19 protein-coding genes and 1 pseudogene are annotated in these 20,281 nt (G+C 63.6%); 6 read left to right on the top strand and 14 right to left on the bottom strand.

All coding sequences use genetic code 11. The features are described from left to right. Positions 1–298 precede the first annotated feature (298 nt). On the top strand, positions 299–1,126 hold the full coding sequence (locus PCE31107_RS10365; RefSeq protein WP_174966617.1) for a universal stress protein: 828 nt from the start codon (positions 299–301) through the stop codon (positions 1,124–1,126). Between the two features lie 65 nt (positions 1,127–1,191). Here PCE31107_RS10365 and PCE31107_RS10360 read toward each other — a convergent pair whose 3' ends face one another. The 6 genes from PCE31107_RS10360 to PCE31107_RS10335 all read right to left on the bottom strand — a co-directional run bounded on the left by PCE31107_RS10360 (position 1,192) and on the right by PCE31107_RS10335 (position 7,371). After that, on the bottom strand, positions 1,192–2,505 hold the full coding sequence (locus PCE31107_RS10360; protein WP_174966616.1) for an NRAMP family divalent metal transporter: 1,314 nt from the start codon (positions 2,503–2,505) through the stop codon (positions 1,192–1,194). Positions 2,506–2,579: 74 nt separating this feature from the next. Next, positions 2,580–3,617: an Acg family FMN-binding oxidoreductase gene (locus PCE31107_RS10355; RefSeq protein ID WP_150608209.1), complete on the bottom strand. Its 1,038-nt coding sequence runs from the start codon at positions 3,615–3,617 to the stop codon at positions 2,580–2,582. A gap of 194 nt (positions 3,618–3,811) precedes the next feature. Further along, positions 3,812–4,936: an ABC transporter permease gene (locus PCE31107_RS10350; protein ID WP_174966615.1), complete on the bottom strand. Its 1,125-nt coding sequence runs from the start codon at positions 4,934–4,936 to the stop codon at positions 3,812–3,814. Positions 4,937–4,985: 49 nt separating this feature from the next. Then, positions 4,986–6,071, bottom strand: a complete 1,086-nt coding sequence (locus PCE31107_RS10345) for an HlyD family secretion protein (RefSeq protein ID WP_150608207.1) — start codon at positions 6,069–6,071, stop codon at positions 4,986–4,988. Continuing rightward, entirely contained in the window at positions 6,068–6,775 is a 708-nt protein-coding gene (locus tag PCE31107_RS10340) for an ABC transporter ATP-binding protein (protein ID WP_150608205.1), read from the bottom strand. Before PCE31107_RS10340 ends, PCE31107_RS10345 begins: the two co-directional genes overlap by 4 nt. An 86-nt stretch (positions 6,776–6,861) precedes the next feature. Next, positions 6,862–7,371: a hypothetical protein gene (locus tag PCE31107_RS10335; RefSeq protein WP_150608203.1), complete on the bottom strand. Its 510-nt coding sequence runs from the start codon at positions 7,369–7,371 to the stop codon at positions 6,862–6,864. 423 nt (positions 7,372–7,794) lie between these two features. Between PCE31107_RS10335 and PCE31107_RS10330 the strand changes: the two genes are divergently transcribed. Then, on the top strand, positions 7,795–9,399 hold the full coding sequence (locus PCE31107_RS10330) for a thymidine phosphorylase family protein (protein WP_150608202.1): 1,605 nt from the start codon (positions 7,795–7,797) through the stop codon (positions 9,397–9,399). Continuing rightward, a complete protein-coding gene (locus PCE31107_RS10325; RefSeq protein WP_150608200.1) occupies positions 9,396–10,304 on the top strand; it encodes a ribose-phosphate diphosphokinase in 909 nt (302 codons plus the stop codon). The genes PCE31107_RS10330 and PCE31107_RS10325 overlap by 4 nt, the downstream gene beginning before the upstream one ends. Positions 10,305–10,359: 55 nt before the next feature. Here PCE31107_RS10325 and PCE31107_RS10320 read toward each other — a convergent pair whose 3' ends face one another. Continuing rightward, positions 10,360–11,394, bottom strand: a complete 1,035-nt coding sequence (locus PCE31107_RS10320; RefSeq protein ID WP_150549881.1) for a zinc-dependent alcohol dehydrogenase family protein — start codon at positions 11,392–11,394, stop codon at positions 10,360–10,362. Between the two features lie 24 nt (positions 11,395–11,418). Next, entirely contained in the window at positions 11,419–12,333 is a 915-nt protein-coding gene (locus PCE31107_RS10315) for a universal stress protein (RefSeq protein ID WP_246181783.1), read from the bottom strand. Between the two features lie 577 nt (positions 12,334–12,910). Here PCE31107_RS10315 and PCE31107_RS10310 point away from each other — a divergent pair. Then, the gene (locus PCE31107_RS10310) at positions 12,911–14,476 is read left to right on the top strand and encodes a PAS domain-containing sensor histidine kinase (RefSeq protein WP_174966614.1); all 1,566 of its coding nucleotides are present in this window, start codon (positions 12,911–12,913) and stop codon (positions 14,474–14,476) included. Positions 14,477–14,482: 6 nt separating this feature from the next. Here PCE31107_RS10310 and PCE31107_RS10305 read toward each other — a convergent pair whose 3' ends face one another. The 6 genes and pseudogenes from PCE31107_RS10305 to PCE31107_RS10285 all read right to left on the bottom strand — a co-directional run bounded on the left by PCE31107_RS10305 (position 14,483) and on the right by PCE31107_RS10285 (position 18,238). Then, positions 14,483–15,475, bottom strand: coding sequence for a zinc-dependent alcohol dehydrogenase family protein (locus tag PCE31107_RS10305; protein ID WP_150608196.1), 993 nt, complete (start codon positions 15,473–15,475; stop codon positions 14,483–14,485). Positions 15,476–15,512: 37 nt separating this feature from the next. Beyond that, entirely contained in the window at positions 15,513–15,887 is a 375-nt protein-coding gene (locus tag PCE31107_RS23920; protein WP_425494724.1) for a helix-turn-helix domain-containing protein, read from the bottom strand. Positions 15,888–15,920: 33 nt separating this feature from the next. Next, a pseudogene (locus PCE31107_RS23915) lies at positions 15,921–16,301 on the bottom strand (cyclic nucleotide-binding domain-containing protein); the annotation flags it as partial. A 151-nt stretch (positions 16,302–16,452) separates the two neighbouring features. Then, positions 16,453–17,097 carry a response regulator gene (locus tag PCE31107_RS10295; protein WP_130026024.1) on the bottom strand — a complete coding sequence of 215 codons (645 nt, stop codon included), beginning with the start codon at positions 17,095–17,097 and terminating at the stop codon, positions 16,453–16,455. A gap of 165 nt (positions 17,098–17,262) precedes the next feature. Beyond that, complete coding sequence (locus PCE31107_RS10290) at positions 17,263–17,730, bottom strand: universal stress protein (protein ID WP_150608192.1); 468 nt, start codon at positions 17,728–17,730, stop codon at positions 17,263–17,265. Positions 17,731–17,734: 4 nt separating this feature from the next. After that, positions 17,735–18,238 (bottom strand): universal stress protein, encoded by a 504-nt coding sequence (locus tag PCE31107_RS10285; protein ID WP_130026025.1) that lies wholly within the window; start codon positions 18,236–18,238, stop codon positions 17,735–17,737. Between the two features lie 283 nt (positions 18,239–18,521). On the opposite strand from PCE31107_RS10285, the gene PCE31107_RS10280 reads away from it, so the two are divergent. Further along, a complete protein-coding gene (locus PCE31107_RS10280; protein ID WP_150608190.1) occupies positions 18,522–19,979 on the top strand; it encodes an MBL fold metallo-hydrolase RNA specificity domain-containing protein in 1,458 nt (485 codons plus the stop codon). Next, complete coding sequence (locus PCE31107_RS10275; protein WP_150608188.1) at positions 19,969–20,268, top strand: DUF1488 family protein; 300 nt, start codon at positions 19,969–19,971, stop codon at positions 20,266–20,268. The genes PCE31107_RS10280 and PCE31107_RS10275 overlap by 11 nt, the downstream gene beginning before the upstream one ends. Positions 20,269–20,281: the final 13 nt, after the last annotated feature.

Genomic DNA, 20,281 nt, shown 5'->3' with positions numbered 1-20,281 from the left:
CAGAATTGGGATGGCGCCATCGCAAACGTCGCTGACAGTTGCGGGTATCGCGCCGGGTTCTTTCACCTTAGCGCCTCAGTGGGCGCATTGCCGGCCTCTCTCGGCAGCGCTTGACCGACGTCAATTTCATGCAGGACGTCACGCGCCGCGCGCAAGCCGCGCGAGCTTGATTCGCATCAACCCGATGGCGCGAATCTCGCCGCCGAGCGGGCTGGCCGCGTTATAACAAAGCATGCCTGCGCGGCAATCCGCCTTGACGCAGGCGAATGCGCGGGTGACCCATGCGAGGAGGAAGGAAATGAGCTTACGTAGAATTTGTGTCCACATAGACGACACCGCGACGAGTGCGGCACGGCTGCGCTTCAGCGGGCTGCTTGCCCGTCACCATGACGCCAGTCTCGCGGGAATCTACGTGCCCCACCGCCCGGGCGCGGTGCATTCAGGACAACGCGAATCGTCCGGAGACCACTACCGGACGGAGGGGCGCGCTCAGACGGCGTTGCACGCGGCCGAGCATTTGTTCCAGGAGGTTTGTGCCGAACACGATATCGCCGGAGACTGGCATGCGCCGTTCGGCGCGCCGACGACCATCCTGTCGACCTTCGCCAAAAGCACTGACCTGTGCATCGTCGGTCAACCCGACTCGCCGGGTGGGGTCGCCGCCCTCGGTGTCGATGGCATCGGCGACATCGTCGTCTCGGCAGGCGTACCGGTGCTCGGACTTCCGCACAACGTGACGCTGCCACAGGAAATTCGGCGCATCGTGATTGCCTGGAACGGCTCGCGTGAAGCCAGACGTGCGATCGGCGACGCCTGGCAACTGCTCGGGCGCGCCCAGGACATCTTCGTCGTCGGGATCAATCGCTCCCCGGCTGGCGACGATCCGTCACTGACCGATATCGTGCATCTACTGGAGAAACACGGATTGCGGGCGAAGCCGGTGTCGATCCGACAGGATACCGAAGCCAGCGATGGTGTTCAGTTGTTGGCCGTTACCGAGGAGTACGAAGCGGACTTGCTGGTCATGGGCGCCTACGGACACGGTCCGACGCGTGAACTCGTGTTCGGTGGCGCAACACGCACGGTGCTCAAGCACATGTCCACGCCGGTGCTGCTGTCCCACTGACGTGATCCTGCACTGCAGTCGTCGGCGCGCCAGCGCTGTCGGCTGCGGTGGTTTCCCGCCGACTACTACATCAGCAGCATCGCCAGAGCCGCCGCGCCCATCACCCCGGTGGCAATCCATCCCAAGGTGAGAATGGGCCAGCTCGCCGTGTATTTGCCCATCACCGATTTCTTTGAGGCGAGCAACAGCACAACGACCATCAGCGGCACCGCCACGACACCGTTGATGACGGCACTCCAGAACAACGCCTTCATCGGGCTGATCGGCGAATACTGAATGCCGGTGGCGGCGAGCAAGCTGAGCGCGATGATGCCGTAGAAGCCCTGCGCGGCGCTGGGCTTGCGCTCGAGCCCCTCCTTCCAGTGCATAGCCTCCGCCATCGCATAGGCGCCGGACCCTGCCAGCACTGGCACCCCTATCAGACCCACGCTCACGATCCCGACGCTGAACAATGCATACGCCAGGTCGCCGGCCAACGGCCGCAACGCACTGGCCGCCTGCGCCGCGGTGTCGATGCCCCGGATACCGCTCGCATGGAGCGTGACGGCCGTTGCAAGGATCACGAAATAGGCGGTGATGTCCGAGTAGAACATCCCCGTCCAGGTGTCCCATCCGATTCGCCGAAGCTCGCCGCTGGCAGCAACGGCGGCCACGTTGTCGTCCTTCAGCGGCAACGCCGCAGGGTTCCTTTCCATCTCCTCCACCTCCTCCGACGTCTGCCAGAAGAAGAGATAGGGGCTGATGGTCGTTCCGAACACCCCGACAACGACGGCCGCGCTGGCCGAATCGATGGTGAGATCGGGCCACAGCGTACGCATTGCCACCAGTCGCCATGGCACATGCACCGTCAGCAGGACGGCCGCGTAGGCGAGCAGCGACACGGTCAGCCATTTCAGGAAGACAACGTAACGGTGGTAAGGCACGAAGACCTGCAGGAGCAGCGAGCCGAGTGCAAAGCCGATGGTCATCCAGTGTCGATCGATGCCGCTGGTCAGTTCCGCCACCTCGCCCATCGCGGCCAGATCGGCCGCAATATTGAGCGTATTGGCAAAGAGGAGCAGGACGATCACGCCGCGCAGGACGATCGGCGGAAATGACGTCTCGATATTGGCGGCAAGCCCTTTGCCCGTGACGCGACCGATGCGCGCGCAGATCAACTGCATGGCCGCCATCAAGGGGAACGCGAGCGGCATGGTCCACAGCATGTTGAGCCCATACTGCGCGCCCGCCTGGGTGTAGGTGACGACACCGCTCGGATCGTCGTCCGCGACGCCCGTGATCAGACCGGGGCCCACGCGCCTGAGCGGATGCTCGCTCAGCCGTTTGCGCAGCCCCTGAAGCCAAATCGACGACCGCGCACCCTGTGTTTCCAGCCCCATTCCCGCCCTCGCGACTCAAGACGCCTCGCGCGCCCGCCCTTGGCGCGTACTCGTGATTTCGGGCAACGTCACCCTTACGAAACCACCGATTCCAGGGCGCGCCTTGGCGCGTGGGCCTGCGAGGGGCCTCGGCCCACGCGCAGCAGGATCTGCGGATAGTCCCCGCTGCCTGTCATGGCACCGATGGCCGAGCGCAATGCCTCGACTTCGATCGGCTGGTTGAGGAACGAGGCATCAAACCCCTGGGACGTGAGCGTCAGTAACACCCGCTGCATGGCCTGACCGGCCAGCAACCAGTTTTCAGGGCTGTCCGAGCGCGTTGCGAGACACACAAGCAAGGGCGAGCCCTCCACAAGACGGCGGTGGCTCGCCGCCAATCCGCCGCCGACGTCAAATGTGCGCACAACAGTGGTCAGGATCGGCGAAGCGAAGTCGAGCAGGCTTGCTGCGCTTGCCGAGTAGCTCGCCATGCCGTCATCGCGCCGCGCGGCATTGACCCACAACGCCAGTTCGCGGCGAAAGCGCGGATCCCCCAGTTGGATTCGATCCGCCTGATCGATCAGGTCCGCCAGTCGCAAGCGCTCTGCGTCGTTCGCTATCGGGGCGAGTTGGGCGCCTTCCGACTCGGCCGCCGCCTGTAGCGACGCGATCGTCGCTGGCGGCACTGGCGCTGGCTCGAAGGCCTGACGATTCGTCACCCGATCGGGGATGGCCGCGAACAGCGCTGCAATCTGTCCGTCCACGAACCCCTCGTCCGAGATTTGCACACTCGCGAGCACGTCGGGCTCGGCGCTCGAGGGCATGATCCGGATCACATACGGACAACGGAAGTGGCTAAGGGCGACGCGCAGATTGAACAAGGCCGCCCCGCAACTGATCGCCAGCTCGCGGTCATAGGTGTCGCTGACCGGCAACGCCCGGGTGCGGTCGGCGCACAACAGGACCGTGTCGTCGCTGAGCACGAAGCGCCAAGGCTGCGTGTTATGCGTGGAAGGCGCGAGGATGGCGTATTGCAGGCAGAATCTGAGTCGCTCGGCGGCCGTCGCGGTCTTGGCGAATGCCTGATCGTCGACGGTCCACGCCTGGCGTAAGTTGTCCTTGGATCGGGGCACGAAAACCTCCTTCGGGGTAGGGCACGACGACGCGGGTACCGCGACGTGATATCGGCCCGGCAGGCGCTTGGTGAGCGAGTTTGGCGAGCGCTTCAAGCCTATTGATCGTATTGCCTGAAGTCTGGTGCAACGGGCGCGATTGCGCCTTGACGAACATCAATGGGCGGCAGCGCCGCCCGCAACGGGCCGCGGGCTTATCCGCGGAAAATGTCGAACGGTTCGATCCGCAACACTTTGCGAATGCCGATATAGCTGGAAATGGCCGCAATCAGCAACACCATCGTGAAGGAGAACGCAAGATTCCAGAACGTGGTGATGGCCGCGTAGTTAGGCAATGTGCGCTTGGCAAGCGCGATCACCAACGTGACCAGGCCGACGCCGATGCCATAGCCCGTCAGTGCGGTAAATGCGGCCATGAACAGAATCATCTTCACTAGCTCGCTGCCTTTTGCGCCGATCGCCTTCAGCGCGCCGAATTTGTCCAGGTTTTCGAGCACGAACGAATAGAACGTCTGGCCCGATATGGAGACCCCCACGATGAAACTGATGATGGTCATGAGCAGAATATTGGTGCCGATGCCGGTCCGGTACGTATAGAAATTTGCCACTCGCTGGTTGAACTCGTCATTGGTGAGCGCGATGTAGCCGAGCTGTGACACCTGCCGCTTGATGGCCGGAATCGCCGCGGGCGACTTCGGCTGCACCAGAATGTAAGAAAGGGTGAACCGGGTGCCCGGAATGTACTCGGCGGCCCTGCTGTAGGTGGTATAGAGCGTTGGCACGCCGTTCAACCCGTTCGCGGACACCTTCGCCAAACCCACGACAACGCCGCGAAAGTCATTGATTTCGAACGTGGTTCCGATCGTGGGATGCTCCAGCTTGGCGATTTCGGGATCGTCGACGACGAGAAACGCGTTGTCGGCATAGATGTCCAGAATGTCCCCCTTTTCCATATGCGGGCGGCCAAACAGACTCGCATCGTCGAGGCCGACCACGCTCACCGATTGGTAGACGCCGCTGGCCAGCCTGACCTGGGCGCCGCCGATGAACAACGGCGCGGCATATTTGACACCGTCCATGCTCAGTACCGCGTCCAGCAGGAAATTGGGCAGCGGAATGGCGGAGCTCGGTGTATTGACCGCGGGATCGATGACCCACATCTCGGCGCCGACATTGGTGATGGTCGAATGGGCGCGGTTCAGGATGCCCGCAAACATCGCCGTCATCTGTGTCATCAGGAAGACAGCGAACACGATGCCGACCAGCACGGCGGAGAACTTGGCCTTATCATTGACGAGCAACCGAAAGCCGATGCGCATGATGCCGGTGGATCGCACGCTCACCCTCCCCGGGTATCGGAGGTGTCCATCATTGCTGTCCAATGAAGACGTCGACGAGAAGTCCCGGATACACCCTCGGCAAGTCTGCTGCCTTGAACCGGAAAATGACCGGCAGCACACGCAGATCGACCTTTTCCCGCCGCTGGTTGGCCAACTCGATTTTGGGCGATACGAGCGGCTGTACGCGAACGAACTCCAGCGGCACCTTCAGATCGGTGCCTCGCACGGAAAGCTGCGCGCGCATGTGACCGGCAGCCGGCAGCCGCGACACCAGGATTTCATCGACATAACAACGTACCGCTAGATAGTCTTGGGGCCCGCCCATGACAATCAGGGGATCGAACCCTGCTGTGTACGTATCGTAGACGCCCTGCGAGGAGACATAGCTGCCCACGGTGGCATTCAGGGCCAGCACCACGCCGTCGGATTTGGCGGTGATCGCATATTTTTGCAGTAGCGCGTTGGCCGCGCTATAGGCCTGGGACAGTGCGTCATACTGGTGCGCCTGATTGTCCACGTCGTAGCGCCACGCGCCTGCGCGAGTCAGCGCATATTGACTTTGCGCGACTTCCAGTGCCGCTTTCGCCTGACCGACCGCGTCACGGGCCGTATCGAGCACGTCCTTGCTGATCGATCGGCTGTCCATCTCGTAAGACGCTCGCCGCTTGTCGTACTGGTCCTGCGCTGCCGTCAGATTCGCGCGCGCCTGGTCAACCTGCGCCTTGGCAACGGCCAGGGTTTCCTTCCTGGGTTCAGCCTTCAGTTGGTCGAGGACGGCACCTGCCGCGAGCATTTGCGCGTGCAACTGCTCCGTCGTCGCGCGCTGGACCGCATCGTCGATGCGCAACAACGTCGCGCCAGCGCGCACCTTATCGCCTTCATGCACGAGCACCTGCGTGACGACGCCCGAGACCTCCGGGAACATGTTGATATTGGCGCCCCCGCCCTGCTCGCTTTCCACGATGCCGGTTGCGTAGATTGCCGTCGGATACGGATTGCTCACGGGCGTGAAGGCAGGCGCTTCCGGCTTACGCTCGAGCGAGAAAACGTAAGCGCCCAGCAAGGCAGCGAGAATACCCGCCCCTGAGACAACGAAGAGCCATCGGTTTCTCAACGGTGCCCCCCATTCGCCGAGACGATGCGTCCGTCCTCCATATGAACGATCCGGTCCGCGTATTCGTTGATGCGGGCGTCGTGCGTCACGATGACGATGCATCGGTTCCGGTCCAGAATCTTCTGCTTGACGAAGGCGATGATCATCCTGCCCGTATCGCCGTCCAGCGACGCCGTCGGCTCGTCGAGCACCAGTATCTGAGGCGAGCCGATGATCGCCCGAGCAATTGCCACGCGTTGCTGCTCACCGCCCGAGAGCTTGACGGGCACCACCTCTGCACGGTCTTTCAGGCCGACGATCGCAAGACTCTGGCGGGCCGCCTCGAGCGCTTCGTTCCAGTTCTGGTGCTTGAGGACGAGCGGTATCGCCACATTTTCCGCGCTCGTCAGCCTGGGGAACAGGTGATAGTCCTGGAACACGAAGCCGATCGTGTTCAGCCGAAAATCCGCCAGATCGTCTTTCGACAACGCCCAGATATCGCTGCCGCCCACCCACACCTTGCCGGCATCGGGACGCAGGATGCCGGAGAGCAGGCTAAGGAGCGTGGTCTTCCCGCTTCCCGACGGTCCGACGATGAAGAGCATCTCGCCAAAATGGGCGACCAGGTCAACCGCATTGACGGCTGTCGTGCGGGCCGCCCCTTCCCCGAACCCTTTGGTAAGTCCGGTGGCGACGATGGCTTCGGTAGCGGGTGCGCCGGGCATAGGGATGAGCTTCCACGGTGACGAGCGAGCGTAGCGTCGGGACGCCAGGGGGACTCGCGCGAGTGGCGACGACGCCCCGCCGCCGATCAGCCGCGCGCGGCGTTATGCGCCGACGCCGCCGGCCTCGCGCGCGGCGCGCTCTGTTCGACCGGATCCGAGAGTGAGCCGAACGCGTTCATCGCCGTTTGGGTCAGTTCGCCCCACGCCGTCCACCAATTGGCGGGGCTTTGCGTATCCATCGCCTCGCCCGCCGTCTCGGAGAACACCCGTTGCCATGCCTTCTGCGCCGCCAAGTACTGTTCGGCCCAGACCGTGGGCCCGCGGGCACTCATTTTCACCAGCCCTTGCCAGATCAGGTTCTGCATCGCCAACTGCTGGTTCATGAAGGCGAGCTGGCTATTGAAGAGCGCACTGAAATCCGACGCACTTTCCAGTGCACTGGCGAACGCGTTGTCGGCCTCGATCAGACCCTCGTCGGCCTTTAGCTGCATCTGCCGCAGACACTGCACGTTCTCCACCCAGTTTCTGTGAGCATCGAGCGCCGCGAACACTTGCGCCTTGCACAGGCTCAAGGGGGGAATCAGGGCCTTGGACATCGTCGCGTCTCCCGAATGGATTGCGAGTCACACAACGCGACCGCAACGCGCGAAAAAAATCGCCCGCCGAAGCGGGCAGAAACCCAACTTGCCTGCGTTCGGAACGGGGCCGTATCCGAACGCAAGTGCCGGAGGACCGGCAAGATCGGGTGTCGCTTGCGTCGGTTGTGCTGGAACCGGCGATGTCTCCACGATAGTCCGTTGCCGCGGCCCGGGCCTTGACATATCTCAACGTCGGCCGATGCGTTGTTCACAAGAAACACGTGGAGAGGCACCGTTTGATGCACATCAACGTCTCACCGGACACCCGCCGCCTACCGCGCCTGCCGGCACTACGCTGGGAACCTAAGGCACCGCCGATATCGGCCCTGAATCCGCGCTGACGGGACGCGCCTCCGTAGCGCTCTGCAAGGAATACGCACTGTGTCAGACGACATCGAGAAGTCACCGGAAGCTGAGGCCGTCGGTCGTCCCGACCTGCGAGGCTCGTCGCCGGGAGAAGCCGATACCCACGCCGACCTTCCGTTCACCGGACGCCGGCTGCGCGCCCGCAGAGTCCAGATCGACACGTTGCGCGAAGCCGTTGCCTACCTTCGGCGCGATAGCCTGATCTGTCGCTCGGAAGGTTTCGCGGCACAGACGCGTCTGCAGCTTGAATACCGGACGGCAAGCGTCGTCGCAACGCTACAGACCGTGACGGGCGATTGGGTGGAACTCGACGAGATCGGTTTGAGCGAAGCCGCCCTGGCCGCGCTCGATGTGTCCGAGGGCGAATGGGTGCGCGTACGTCACATGCCGCCGATCGAGTCCTTTCGCCACGTGCGAGGCCGGATGTTCGGCGAGGCGTTTACGCCCGCAGAACTCGATGAGGTGATCGGTGATATTGCCGCCGGCCGCTATTCCTCCATCCATATCTCGGCATTTCTGACCGCATGCACGGGGAATCGGCTCTCGGACGACGAGATCATTTCCCTCACGCGCGCGATGGTGGCCACGGGCGAGACCCTCCATTGGCAGGCGGACTGCATCGTCGACAAGCACAGCATTGGTGGCCTGCCGGGCAATCGCACCACCCCGATCGTGGTCGCTATCGTGTCGTCGCAAGGGCTGATCATGCCGAAGACGTCGTCTCGCGCAATCACGTCGCCCGCGGGGACCGCCGACACCATGGAAACGCTGGCCCCGGTCGATCTGCGTGCCGACGAGATGCGCCGGGTCGTGGACGCCGTGGGGGGCTGCATCGTCTTTGGCGGCGCGGCGGGCCTCAGCCCGGCCGACGACATTCTGATTCAGGTGGAGCGCCCGCTCGATCTGGACAGCGAAGCGCAGATGATGGCCTCCATCCTGTCGAAGAAGCTGGCCGCCGGCGCCACGCACGTGCTGATCGACGTGCCGGTCGGCCTGACCGCCAAGATTCGGTCTCAGTACGCCAGCACCCTGTTTTCCGAACGGCTGCGCACGATCGGCCGGGCGCTCGGACTCGACGTTTCGACCTATGTCTGTGCGGGCGCTCAACCGATCGGCCGCGGGATCGGCCCCAGTCTGGAGGCGCGCGACGTGTTGTCCGTGCTGCAAAATCGCAGCAATGCCCCGGCCGATCTCGCCGACAAGAGCGTGGATATCGCCGGCCGACTCCTGGAAATGGGCGGCAAGGCCCTGCCCGGCGAAGGCCAGGCATGTGCACACCGCATTCTGTCCAGTGGGCTCGCGTGGCGGCAATTCCAGAGAATCTGCGAGGCCCAGGGCGGCATGCGCGAGCCATTGGTCGGGCGGCATAGCAAACCCGTAACGGCCCGCCACAGTGGCGTGGTGACCGCCGTCGACAATCGCCATCTGGCGCGGGTGGCAAAGCTGGCAGGCGCACCGGCCGCGCCGAGGGCTGGGGTGGTCTTCGAAGCACCGATCGGAACCCACGTGGTTTCGAGACAGCCCTTGTTCACCATCTATGCGGAAAGCGAGGGAGAACTCGATTACGCGTACGAGTACGCGTGTCGCTTTCCAGCCATCGTCGCTGTGGGGGAATCATGAAGGATGTCGTGGTCTATTCCATGCCCGGGGACGAATCCGTGGCACGATCGCTCGCTCGCAGCCTCGCTTGTCCGGTGCAGCGCCTGGATATCCATCGCTTTCCCGATGGCGAACAACGCGTGGCGCTCGAAGGGCCGCTGAGCGGGAAGGCGGTCGTCATAGTCTGCTCGCTCCACCGCCCCGATGCCAAGATACTGCCGCTGATCTTCGCGGCGGACACCGCGCGGGACCTCGGCGCGCGCCATGTCGTCCTCGTGGCGCCATATTTGTGCTACCTGCGCCAGGACGCGCGCTTCCATCCGGGCGAATCCGTGTCCGCCTACAGCTTTGGCCGGCTGCTCAGCGCGCATATCGATGGCCTGGTGACGATTGAGCCGCACTTGCACCGGCTGCCGTCGCTCTCGGCGGCCTATGCCGTTCCGGTGCGCTCTCCCCATGCCGTCGCCGCCACGGCCGAGTGGATCTCGGCGAGCGTGCCCAATCCGCTCATCGTGGGACCGGACGACGAAAGCGAAGCGTGGGTAGCACAGATCGGCGAGCGCATCGGCGCGCCGTCGGTCGTCGCGCACAAGACCCGGGAGGCCGACACCAAGGTCAGTGTCCGGTTGCAGGTACCCGCGACGTTTGCGAAACGCACGGCAGTCATCGTCGACGACATCCTGGCGAGCGGGCAAACGATGGTAGCCACTGTCAAGGCGCTGGTCCGAGCCGGCTTCGGCAACCCGGTCTGCATTGCCGTTCATGGACTGTTCGACGGCATCAGCGTCGACGATCTCCTCGCCGCCGGCGCCAGCCGGGTCGTGACGGCCAACACAGTGCCGCACGCGTCCAACGCCATCGATGTGACGCCAGCGCTGGCCGAGGCGTTGCACGACCTGCTCGATACACTTCCGAAAGCGCCATGATCGGCGGCGGCAGGCGGACGAGACATCCGCGCTGCCGTGCCGTGCGCCGCACACCTCACGGCGAGATGATGACCTTTAGCGCATGCGTGTTCGCGGCGTCGCCAAACGTCCGGTACGCGTCGAGAATTTCGGCAAGCGAGAAGTGGTGGGTGATCAGCACGCTGGGCGAAAGACGTCCCGATTGCACGGTCTTGAGCAACATCGGCGTCGCCGCCGTGTCGACCAACCGGGTCGTGATGCTGATGTTCCTGTCCCACAGCGACTCGAGGTGTAAATCGACCTTGCTGCCGTGCACCCCGACATTCGCGATGACGCCCCCGGCGGCGACGATCGCCTGGCATAACTCGAACGTCGCCGGCACGCCGACGGCTTCGATGGCCGTATCGACGCCGCGCCCGCCGGTCAGGTTACGGATGGTCTCCTCGGCGGCTTGCCCGGGCGAGAGCACCGTCGTGGCGCCGAGTCGCGTTGCCACTTCCAGCCGTGAGGCATCCGGATCGACGACGATCAGTTGGGCGGGCGTGAAGAATTGCGCGGTCAACAGCGCCGCAAGGCCGATCGGACCTGCGCCAACAATCGCCACGCTGTCGCCCGGCTTGACTTTGCCGTTGAGCACGCCGCACTCGAATCCGGTCGGCAGAATGTCGCTGAGCATGACCAGCGCGTCGTCATCGATGCCGACAGGCGCATGGTAAAGACTGGTGTCGGCATGCGGCGTGCGGACATATTCGGCTTGTGTGCCGTCGATCCGATTGCCAAGAATCCAGCCACCGGCCGCGCAATGCGAATACATGCCACGTCGGCAAGCCTCGCACTTCCCACACGATGAAATGCACGAAATCAGCACGCGGTCGCCGGGCTTGAACGCGGTCACGGCGGTGCCTGTCTGAACGACCTCGCCTACCCCCTCATGTCCCAGGATTCTCCCAGGCTCCACCGTCGGCACGTCACCCTTGAGAATATGCAGATCGGTACCGCATATCGTCGTCTTGGAAACGCGGACGATGGCGTCGGTTGGCGCGATCACCTCCGGCATGGGTCTGTCCTCCAGCGCGATTTGCTGTGGACCGTGGAATACCAGCGCTTTCATATCCGAACTCCGAATCGCGTGGCGTCAGTGCGACATCAGCACCGGCACCGTCATGGTTTCAAGTAGCGTGCGAGTCACCCCCCCGAGCACCCATTCCTGCATTCGCGAATGGCCGTAGCCGCCCATCACAATCAGGTCGATGTTCATGTCGGCTGCGCGGGAGAGCAAATCCTCGCCCACAGCGATGTCATTGGCGCCGCGTTCGGGCGTCACTCGCACATTGACGCCATGACGGGCGAAGAACATCGCGATATCAACCCCCGGAATCGGACCAAGGACGTCCGTTTTGCTTCCTCGACTGACGTGCATCACATGGACGGTCTTCGCCGCCTGCAAGAAGGGCATGGCGTCGGCTGCGGCGCGCGCCGCTTCGCGCCCGCCGTCCCAGGCGAGCAGAATGTTATTGAACGCACGCGGTACCTTGCCCGCATACGGCAAGATCAGGACAGGCCGGCCAGCGGCGAGCACGACAGATTCGACGAACCCCATGGCCGGTATCGTTTCGGGGTCGCGTTGGTCTTCCTGTCCGACGATCACCAGATCCGCATAGCGTGCATGGGTTTGCATCTCGCGAATCGTGTCGAATCGGGGCGCCAGCCATTCGGGACTGACCGCCTGACGGCGACAGATCTCCATGAACATCTGCTCCGCCTGCTCAAGTCGCTTGGCGTCGCTCTCCGGCGATGACGGCGGCGGTACCCCCATGCCCCCAATATCGGTGACGTCGGAAAATAGCGGCATGTGGAACGGCAGGTAGATGCCCGTGAGGTGGGCCGGTAGCCGACAGGCAAAGTCCACGGCAAGCTCGACGCGTGCGCGGGATTGCTGACTGTTATCGACGTGTACAAGCAGCGTCCGGTAGGTCATGGTGACTCTCCAATGGGGGCGATCACCTTGTACTCTAGTTCGACGCCGGCCGCCTCCGTTGACGCGGATCAAGGCCTGACTTGACGACGCCGCCGCTGTTACGTCCGCGCTCCGGGGATTTGCGCTTGTCACGCGCGATGCCTTACGGATTGACTAGGATGGGAAAATTGCGCCAGCAGTGCTACAAAGACGGAATCCTCGGCATGAGAACCGACAGGGGGCAACGTACATGACCAAATTGACGTTTCGTGGGGCAATACAATCGCTTTCGCAGCAGACCGATGGCATCACCCTAGCCCTGTTGTGCTCGATCTGCCTCGCGCTTGCGGCATGGAACTGGGTCGCCGTACGCACCACGATGCAGGCCAACGTCGACGCGCGATTCGACTTGCGCACAACAGCCGCGACGGACAAGCTCGCGATCGCCCTCTCTGCCTATCGCGACACCTTGCATAGCGCGCTCGACCGGCTGGCGATGGCGCCTCGCCCCGACGAAAATGCCTGGGGAGCGTATGCGCAAAACATGCGGGTGTCGGAGCGATTGCCCGGTCTGGTGAGCTTCGCGCGATGTCAGCGCACGGGCGACACCATCGAGCGTGTTGTTGCCTACACCATCGGCGACGACACGGTGTTCGGTCCGAGCGGTTCGATGGCACTGCCAAGTGGTACAAAAACAACGGGGAACCTTTTTACGAGGACATCGGCGGCGACGGGACGCGCGTATTGGATTTTCCTGTCCGACACCAGCCGCCCGTCGGTATGCGCGTATGCCGTTGCGGATATCGACGCGCTCGTACACGTTGCCATCGGGCCGCTTCTCCATGACATCGCGTTGACCGTCAGTACCCGGGACGGCGCGAACCAACCCACCCCCATCTTCGACAGCCTCTATCCCCGGGCGCCCGGCGAGCCCCGTCCCCCCATCGACTACCAAACGCAAGCGAGTCTGCCGTACGGGGAAAAACCTGCGCTGTTTCTCACGTTCACCGCGTCCAATGAATTTGCCTCGCTGCGCGGGGCCGGCGTGGCCAATTGGGCCCTCGGTCTGGGGCTGTTCATGACGGCGGTGACGACGTTCGCCTGGGCCCTCGCCCTGCTGGCGCGACGTCACGCGCAACGGCTCAGCGAACGCAACGCGGGGGACAAGCGGCACTCCGAAAGCCGTCTTTTCAGTGTGATCCAATCCGTGCGCGAGGCCATCATCACCATCGACGATCAGCAACGGATCCAGATCTTCAATCCGACGGCGGAAAGCGTGTTCCGATGCAGCGCCATGGAAGCGATCGGCGAGCCGCTCGCGCGGTTCATCCCGGCGCGGTTTCGGGAGGCGCATTATCAGCATATCGAGCGTTTTGGCATGACCGGCGTGTCGGAGCGCCTGATGGGGCGAGGCAGGCCGCTCTGGGGATTGCGCTCGGACGGCGAGGAGTTTCCGATGGAAGCGTCGATTTCGCAAAGCGCCGACGCGGCCGGCAAGTTCTATACAGTGGTATTGCGTGACGTGACCGAACAACGACAAATTGCGAATGCGCTGCAAACGTCTCGCACTGAACTCGAAAAGCTCAATGCACGTCTCGAAGCGGTTCGGGAGGAGGAAAAGCTACGGGTCGCCCGGGAGTTGCACGACGACCTGGGCCAACGGCTCACCGCCTTGAAAATGGACACGGCGCTGCTCAAGCGCGCCCTGGGCGATCAGGCCCCCGTCAGCGGCGATGTCAAGAGAATCGAGCAATCTATTGACGGTATGGTCGCCGCCGTGCGCCAAATGGCCGCTGATCTGCGCCCCCCGATGCTCGATGATTTGGGGCTCGGTCCCGCGATCGAGTGGTACACCCGGGACTTTGCACGCCGGTATGGCGTGGCCGTCGATTTTACGGAGGCACACAGTCTGCCCCCGATTCCCGCCCCGGTCGCGACGGCGCTGTTCCGGATTGTTCAGGAGTCCCTCAACAACGTGGCGAAACACGCCAGGGCGACATCGGTCACGATCGAATTGTCATGCGATCGCGAATGTCGGCTTCGAATTTCCGACAACGGTCGAGGCCTGCCCCCAACGCGCCCAAAATCGGATTCGCTCGGCTTCATCAGCATGCGTGAGCGGGCACGGTTGCTGGGCGGTACGCTGGAAGTCCGCAGCCCATCCGAGGGCGGAACAGTTGTCACCACCGTGATCCCCCTGGAAACGTCGCCACCGGCCCACTCGCGCGACGCCTGAATCCGGCTATGGCGCGCGAATCTGGAGTACCGCGGCACCTGAAAAGGCACCTCGCCGCAGATCGCTCAAGGCGACATTTGCCTGTTCGAGCGGGTAGATTTTCGTCGTGACGTGCAACGGGATTCGTTCGGCGAGCGCCAGAAACGCCAGCCCATCGTCTCTCGTCAGATTGGCGACCGATCTGACCTGCCGCTCACCCCAAATCAGCCGGTAGGGGAACGCGGGGATATCACTCATGTGGATGCCAGCGCACACGACGGTGCCGCCCCGATCCACAGCCGCAAGGGCTTGCGGGACAAGATCGCCGACCGGAGCAAAGAGGATCGCCGCATCCAGGCGCCGCGGTGCCGGCACGTCGCTCGCGCCCGCCCAGCAAGCCCCGTTGGCCAACGCAAAGGCTATCGCCGCTTCGTCGCCGGGCCGTGTGAAGGCATAGACTTCCCGCGATTGGGCTTGGGCGATCTGGGCAATCAGATGGGCGGCGGCACCGAAGCCATACAGGCCGATCCGTCGTGCATCGCCCGCCATGCTCAGCGACCGGTAGCCGATCAGCCCGGCACACAACAGCGGCGCGGCGGTGGCGTCATCGTAGCGCTCGGGCAAGTTGAACGTGAAGCGGGCTTCGGCCACCGCGTATTCCGCATAGCCGCCATTCAGCGTATACCCAGTGAAACGCGCCGCCTCGCATAGATTTTCCCGATGACTTTGGCAAAAACGACAGTGGCCGCACGTCGCGCCGAGCCAAGGGACGCCGACTCGATCTCCGATCGCCAGTCCGCGCACCTCCGCGCCCACTGCCGCTACGGTCCCGACAATCTCGTGTCCCGGAATGATCGCGTCGGGCACGTCCGGCAGGTCGCCATCCACCACATGGAGGTCGGTGCGACACACGCCGCACACGCTCACGCGCACCAAGACCTGCGTGGGCCCCGGGACAGGAATCGGGATATCCACGAGCGTGAGCGTGCCGTCCCGCTTAGACAACTGCATTGCTCGCATTCGGGCCTGCCAAGGAAGCGGGGGGAAAGAGACGCGGCTAATGCGACAGGGCCGCCATCTCGCCCAGGCGCTTGGTATCGAGCAGCGTGATTTCGCGTTGCCTGACGCGCAGCGCATTCTGCGCCTGCATGCGCGAGAGCATTCGACTGACCGTTTCCAACTGCAGGCCGAGGTAGCTGCCGATCTCCTCACGCGTCATGCGCAGCAGGAACGAACTGGGGGAGTACCCACGGGCGGCGAGCCGCGCCGAGACGTCCAGCAGGAAGCTGGCCAACCTGGCCTCGCCGCGCGCGGTGCCCAGGCGCAATAACTGGTTCTGCTCTCGTACAATGCCTGCCGCGATCAGCCGATGCATCTGTCGCATTATCATGGGCACCTGCCCGGCAACGGCTTCCAAATCCGCGAACTTGATCGCGCAGACCTGGCTATCCTCCAGCGCCACCGCTTCCGACACCTGCCGGCCACTGGCGATGGCGCCCAGCCCAAGCAGTTCCCCGCCCATCATGTACCCCGTGACTTGTTCCCGGCCGTCCGGGTGCATGATGACCGTTTTGAACGAGCCCGCACGCACGGCGTATAGATGTTCGAGAGGGTCGCCCGGTCGAAACAGCACTTCACCGCGGCGAACGGTACGACGCACCCGGGTCACGCCGTCCAGACCGCGGGCAGATGCATCGGAAAGGCCTTCCGGCAGGCAAAGCTGACGCAGAAGGCAGGTGCTGCACCGGGGCACACCGTCATCGATATCGTTGAATGCCCGATGCACGCGAATGCTCTGTGGGTAGGCCTCGGGGGCGGGATCGAGCGGGCGGAAGGAAGCATACATGGCGAACTCCGGTGGACTGGCCTGTGCAATCGACGCCTTCAGTATTGGAGACGGACACCGGAAAGAAAATAAGCGCGCGACGCGATCTTTTGTCAGCCGTGACGGCGCTCTGTAGGCCATGGCTGACAGACCGCGCTGTAAAACCGCCCGGTCAGAGGCTGTCCCGTAACAAATTGTGCTTGATCGCGTAATGGACCAGATCGGTCTGGCTCCTGAGGTCAAGCTTCTGCAACACGCGAGCCTTGTAGGTGCTCACGGTCTTGGCGCTCACGCACAGGGTATCGCCGATATCGCTCACGCTCAGACCCCGTGCCAGCATCAGGAACACATCGAATTCCCGGTCGGACAGGCGCCGATAGCCCGGCGTATCGCCAACGGTGCTCGCCAGATCCTGTGCGATCCGCTCGGCCATCGCCAGGCTCAGATAAACGCCACCGGCAACGACTTTCCTGACGGCCAGCACCAACTCGGACGGTGCACATTCCTTCGTCATATATCCGGCGGCGCCGGCTTTGAGCGCACGCACGGCGTACTGCTCTTCGCCGTGCATCGTGAGTACGAGAATCGCAACGCGAGGAAATGACGCCTTGATCTGCACGATCAGGTCGACGCCGCTGCGTCCGGGCATCGAGAGATCCAGCAGCAGGACATCACAGGGGGTCTGCTCGAGCAGCGCCATCGCCTGCGCGCCGTTCGCCGCCTCTCCCACAATCTCAAGGTTCTCGCTGCCGGCCAGGATGCGCTGCAACCCCGCCCTGACCAGCGTGTGATCGTCCGCTACGATGATGCGAGTCATGCGCCGTCCCCTGCGTCGCGTATTGAATTCGGAGGTATCGCCTTCGCGATACGCACGGGTGTGTGAGATCGCACGTCCCGCCCGACGATTCTACACGCGTGGGCCGTTCGCGCTCCTCTCGCATCGTGCCATGCCTGTGCGACCTCGGCTACCGCAACCGAAGGCTCACGACACCGCATTGCCCGCCTCGGCCGCAGCCGGGGGAACGAGGATGACGGGGCGCTGCGCCTGTCTCGCGCAGTTCTCCGCCACACTCCCCAACGCCAAGCGTTGAAAGCCGCGTCGGCCGTGCGTCCCGATGACGATCACATCGGCCTGGTCTTCATCGGCTGCCACGTTGATCTGGTGCGCGACATCGCCCCCTAGCGGCAGGAGTTCCCGTATCTCGACGTCACCGTCAACGCCCTCCCCCTTGAGCCGCTGGGTGGCCGCATCGCGAATCGCCTTGCCCTGTAGCCGCATCGCTTCGATAAAGGGAAACGGATCGGCATCGGCCACGTAGGCCACCGGGATGTCCACGACAAACACGACATGCAGGTGCGCGTTACGCGCCTTGGCGAGCGCCAGCGCATAGTCAAACGCCTTATCGGCCGTGGGGCTGCCGTCGATGGCGACCAGGATACGTTTCAACATGATCTCACCCCTGGTCGGTGGCGGTTGCCGCCGTGGACGGGCCCTGCGGCGATGGGGCGGGCCCGGTCACCAACATGACGGGCCGATGCGTCTGGCGAAGCACTTGCTCGGCAACGCTGCCCATCAAGAGCCGCCGCACGCCCTTGCGTCCGTGCGTGCCGAGCACCAGGAGATCGGCATGCCACCGCTCGGCTTCCCGAATAATGGCGTCGGCAATCGTGCCACCCCATGCGCGCAGATCGATGGAACGCGTGTCGGCCTGGATCCCTTCTTCACGCAGCGTCTTGTAGGTATCGCTCAACGTCTGCTGGTTCTCGGAAATCAAGGCGTCGCGGACCGCTTCGAGATCGATATGGGAGGCGAACGCGGCCTGATAGTGGGCAAAAGGATCGTCGATCACATTGACTGCCCGAACGACGTCGTCGGGCATCGCGAATCGGATGGCTTCATGCAAGGCGTGCCAAGACGTCTCACTACCGTCCGTGGCAAGAAGAATTCGATGAGGCATTGCGTCGTCCTCACTAGGGTCAACGGGTGAACTCGACGACAGGCCGGGGCACAGCGAGCGCGTAAAACGCGGCAGCGGCGAAGTTCGCGCGGGCCGAGTCAACCGTCTGCCATCATGACGATTACACGGTAGCGGCAGTTAAGCGAGCGGTGGGCGAACGCGAACACGGTCCTTGATACACATCAACGTCCACGGCCACGTCGAAGGATGATCCGGCACGGGCGGGCTATTCTGCCAATACCGGACGCCATCTGGCCTCCCGGACATCGTGTGAGGTGTGTTCATGCAGTTACGCTTCCTGGGGGCCGCCGGCACCGTGACCGGTTCCAAGACCCTGCTTTCGGCCGCCGGCAGGCAAGTTCTGATCGACTGCGGCGCCTTTCAGGGTGTGAAGAATTTGCGCGCTCGCAACTGGGCGGCGCCCGCGTTCGACGTCCAGCGCCTCGACGCCGTGGTGCTCACACACGCCCATATCGACCATAGCGGTTACCTGCCGGTGCTCGCGCGTTATGGCTACAAAGGTCCCGTGTATTGCACATCCGCAACGCGCGATTTATGCGAGATTCTGCTGCTCGACAGTGCACGACTCGAGGAAGAACAGGCGGCGTTCGTGAACCGTCACGGAAAATCGAAGCATCAGCCTGCCCTCCCGCTATTTACCGCTGAAGACGCCCACCGCGCGATCGCGCTGCTCAAGCCGCTGCCATTCGATATGCCGTTTCAAGTGTCCCCCGAGATCACGCTGCACTTCTGGCATGCCGGCCATATTCTGGGCGCGGCGATGGCGCAGTTCAGTGTCGGTAGCCGGAAGCTGCTGTTTTCAGGCGATCTGGGACGGCAGGACGACCCGATCATGCTGGCGCCGGCAGTCCCTGAGTCACCGGATTTCCTGGTGTTGGAGTCGACGTATGGGGATCGGCTGCACGACCGGACCGATCCCGGCGCGCAACTGGCGGAAATCCTGAACCGAACGTTCGCCCGCGGGGGCACCGTGATCGTGCCGGCGTTTGCCGTCGGTCGTGTGCAGAGCCTGCTTTACTGGATTGCGAAGCAGAAGGCGTCTGGTGGCATTCCGGACGTGCCGGTCTATCTCGATAGCCCTATGGCGATCAATGTCACGAACACTTACGCGGCGCACCGGACCGATCACCGACTGAACCCGGTCGAATGCGCGGAGATGTGTGGCGCGGCGACGTTCGTCTCCGGTGTGGAGCAGTCGAAATGGCTCGATACCCGCGCCGTCCCCTTGGTCATCATTGCGGGGAGTGGCATGGCCACCGGCGGGCGCGTGCTGCACCACCTCAAGGCGATGGCAGGCGACTGGCGCAACACCGTGCTCTTTACAGGTTTCCAGGCGCCCGGCACGCGCGGCGCGACCCTGGTCAGCGGTGGCAGCGAGGTCAAGATTTTCGGCGAGTACGTTCACGTCGGCGCCGAAGTCGTGCAGCTCGACACGCTGTCCGCTCACGCCGACTACAACGAGACGCTCGCCTGGCTTTCGAAATTCGACAAACCGGTCCGGCATATCTTTCTCAATCATGGTGAGCCGGCCGCATCGGACAGCCTTCGCCGGCGAATTGCGGAGCGCCTCGGCTGGCCTTGCCATGTCGTGGAACCGATGGAGCAGGCCTACCTGGAGGGAGATGAAGCGGTCCGGAGTCACGCCCCGGCCGTGACTGGCGAGTTTGACGAGCGCTACCGCCGCCCTCGGGCCTCGGAGGAGTTGGGTCATGAAGATTGAGTTTCCGCACGTCGCACCGGTCTATAACGGCGACGACCTGACGATCGAGTTCGCGGCCGATCTTAACCACAAGCGTGTGCTGTGTGCGATCTCGGCCGAAGCGCTGGAGGATCACTTTGGCGCGAAATCGTGCAACGTCGACGACCTGATGGCGGCATTCCGGGCGAATCGCCCGGCCATCGAGAAAATGACCGAGCGCTACCTCGGGCTGTGCCTCGGCGCGCCGGTGCTGCTGCGCAGCGGCCATTTCCGGTGGGGCATGGAATGTCCGCCGTCCCGGGATGGCTAGTGTGTCCGCGCCA

Source organism: Pandoraea cepalis (assembly GCF_902459625.1).
Classification (GTDB): Bacteria; Pseudomonadota; Gammaproteobacteria; order Burkholderiales; family Burkholderiaceae; genus Pandoraea; species Pandoraea cepalis.
The sequence above is the reverse complement of the archived record's forward strand: the minus strand, read 5'-3'. Positions and strand labels throughout refer to the sequence as shown.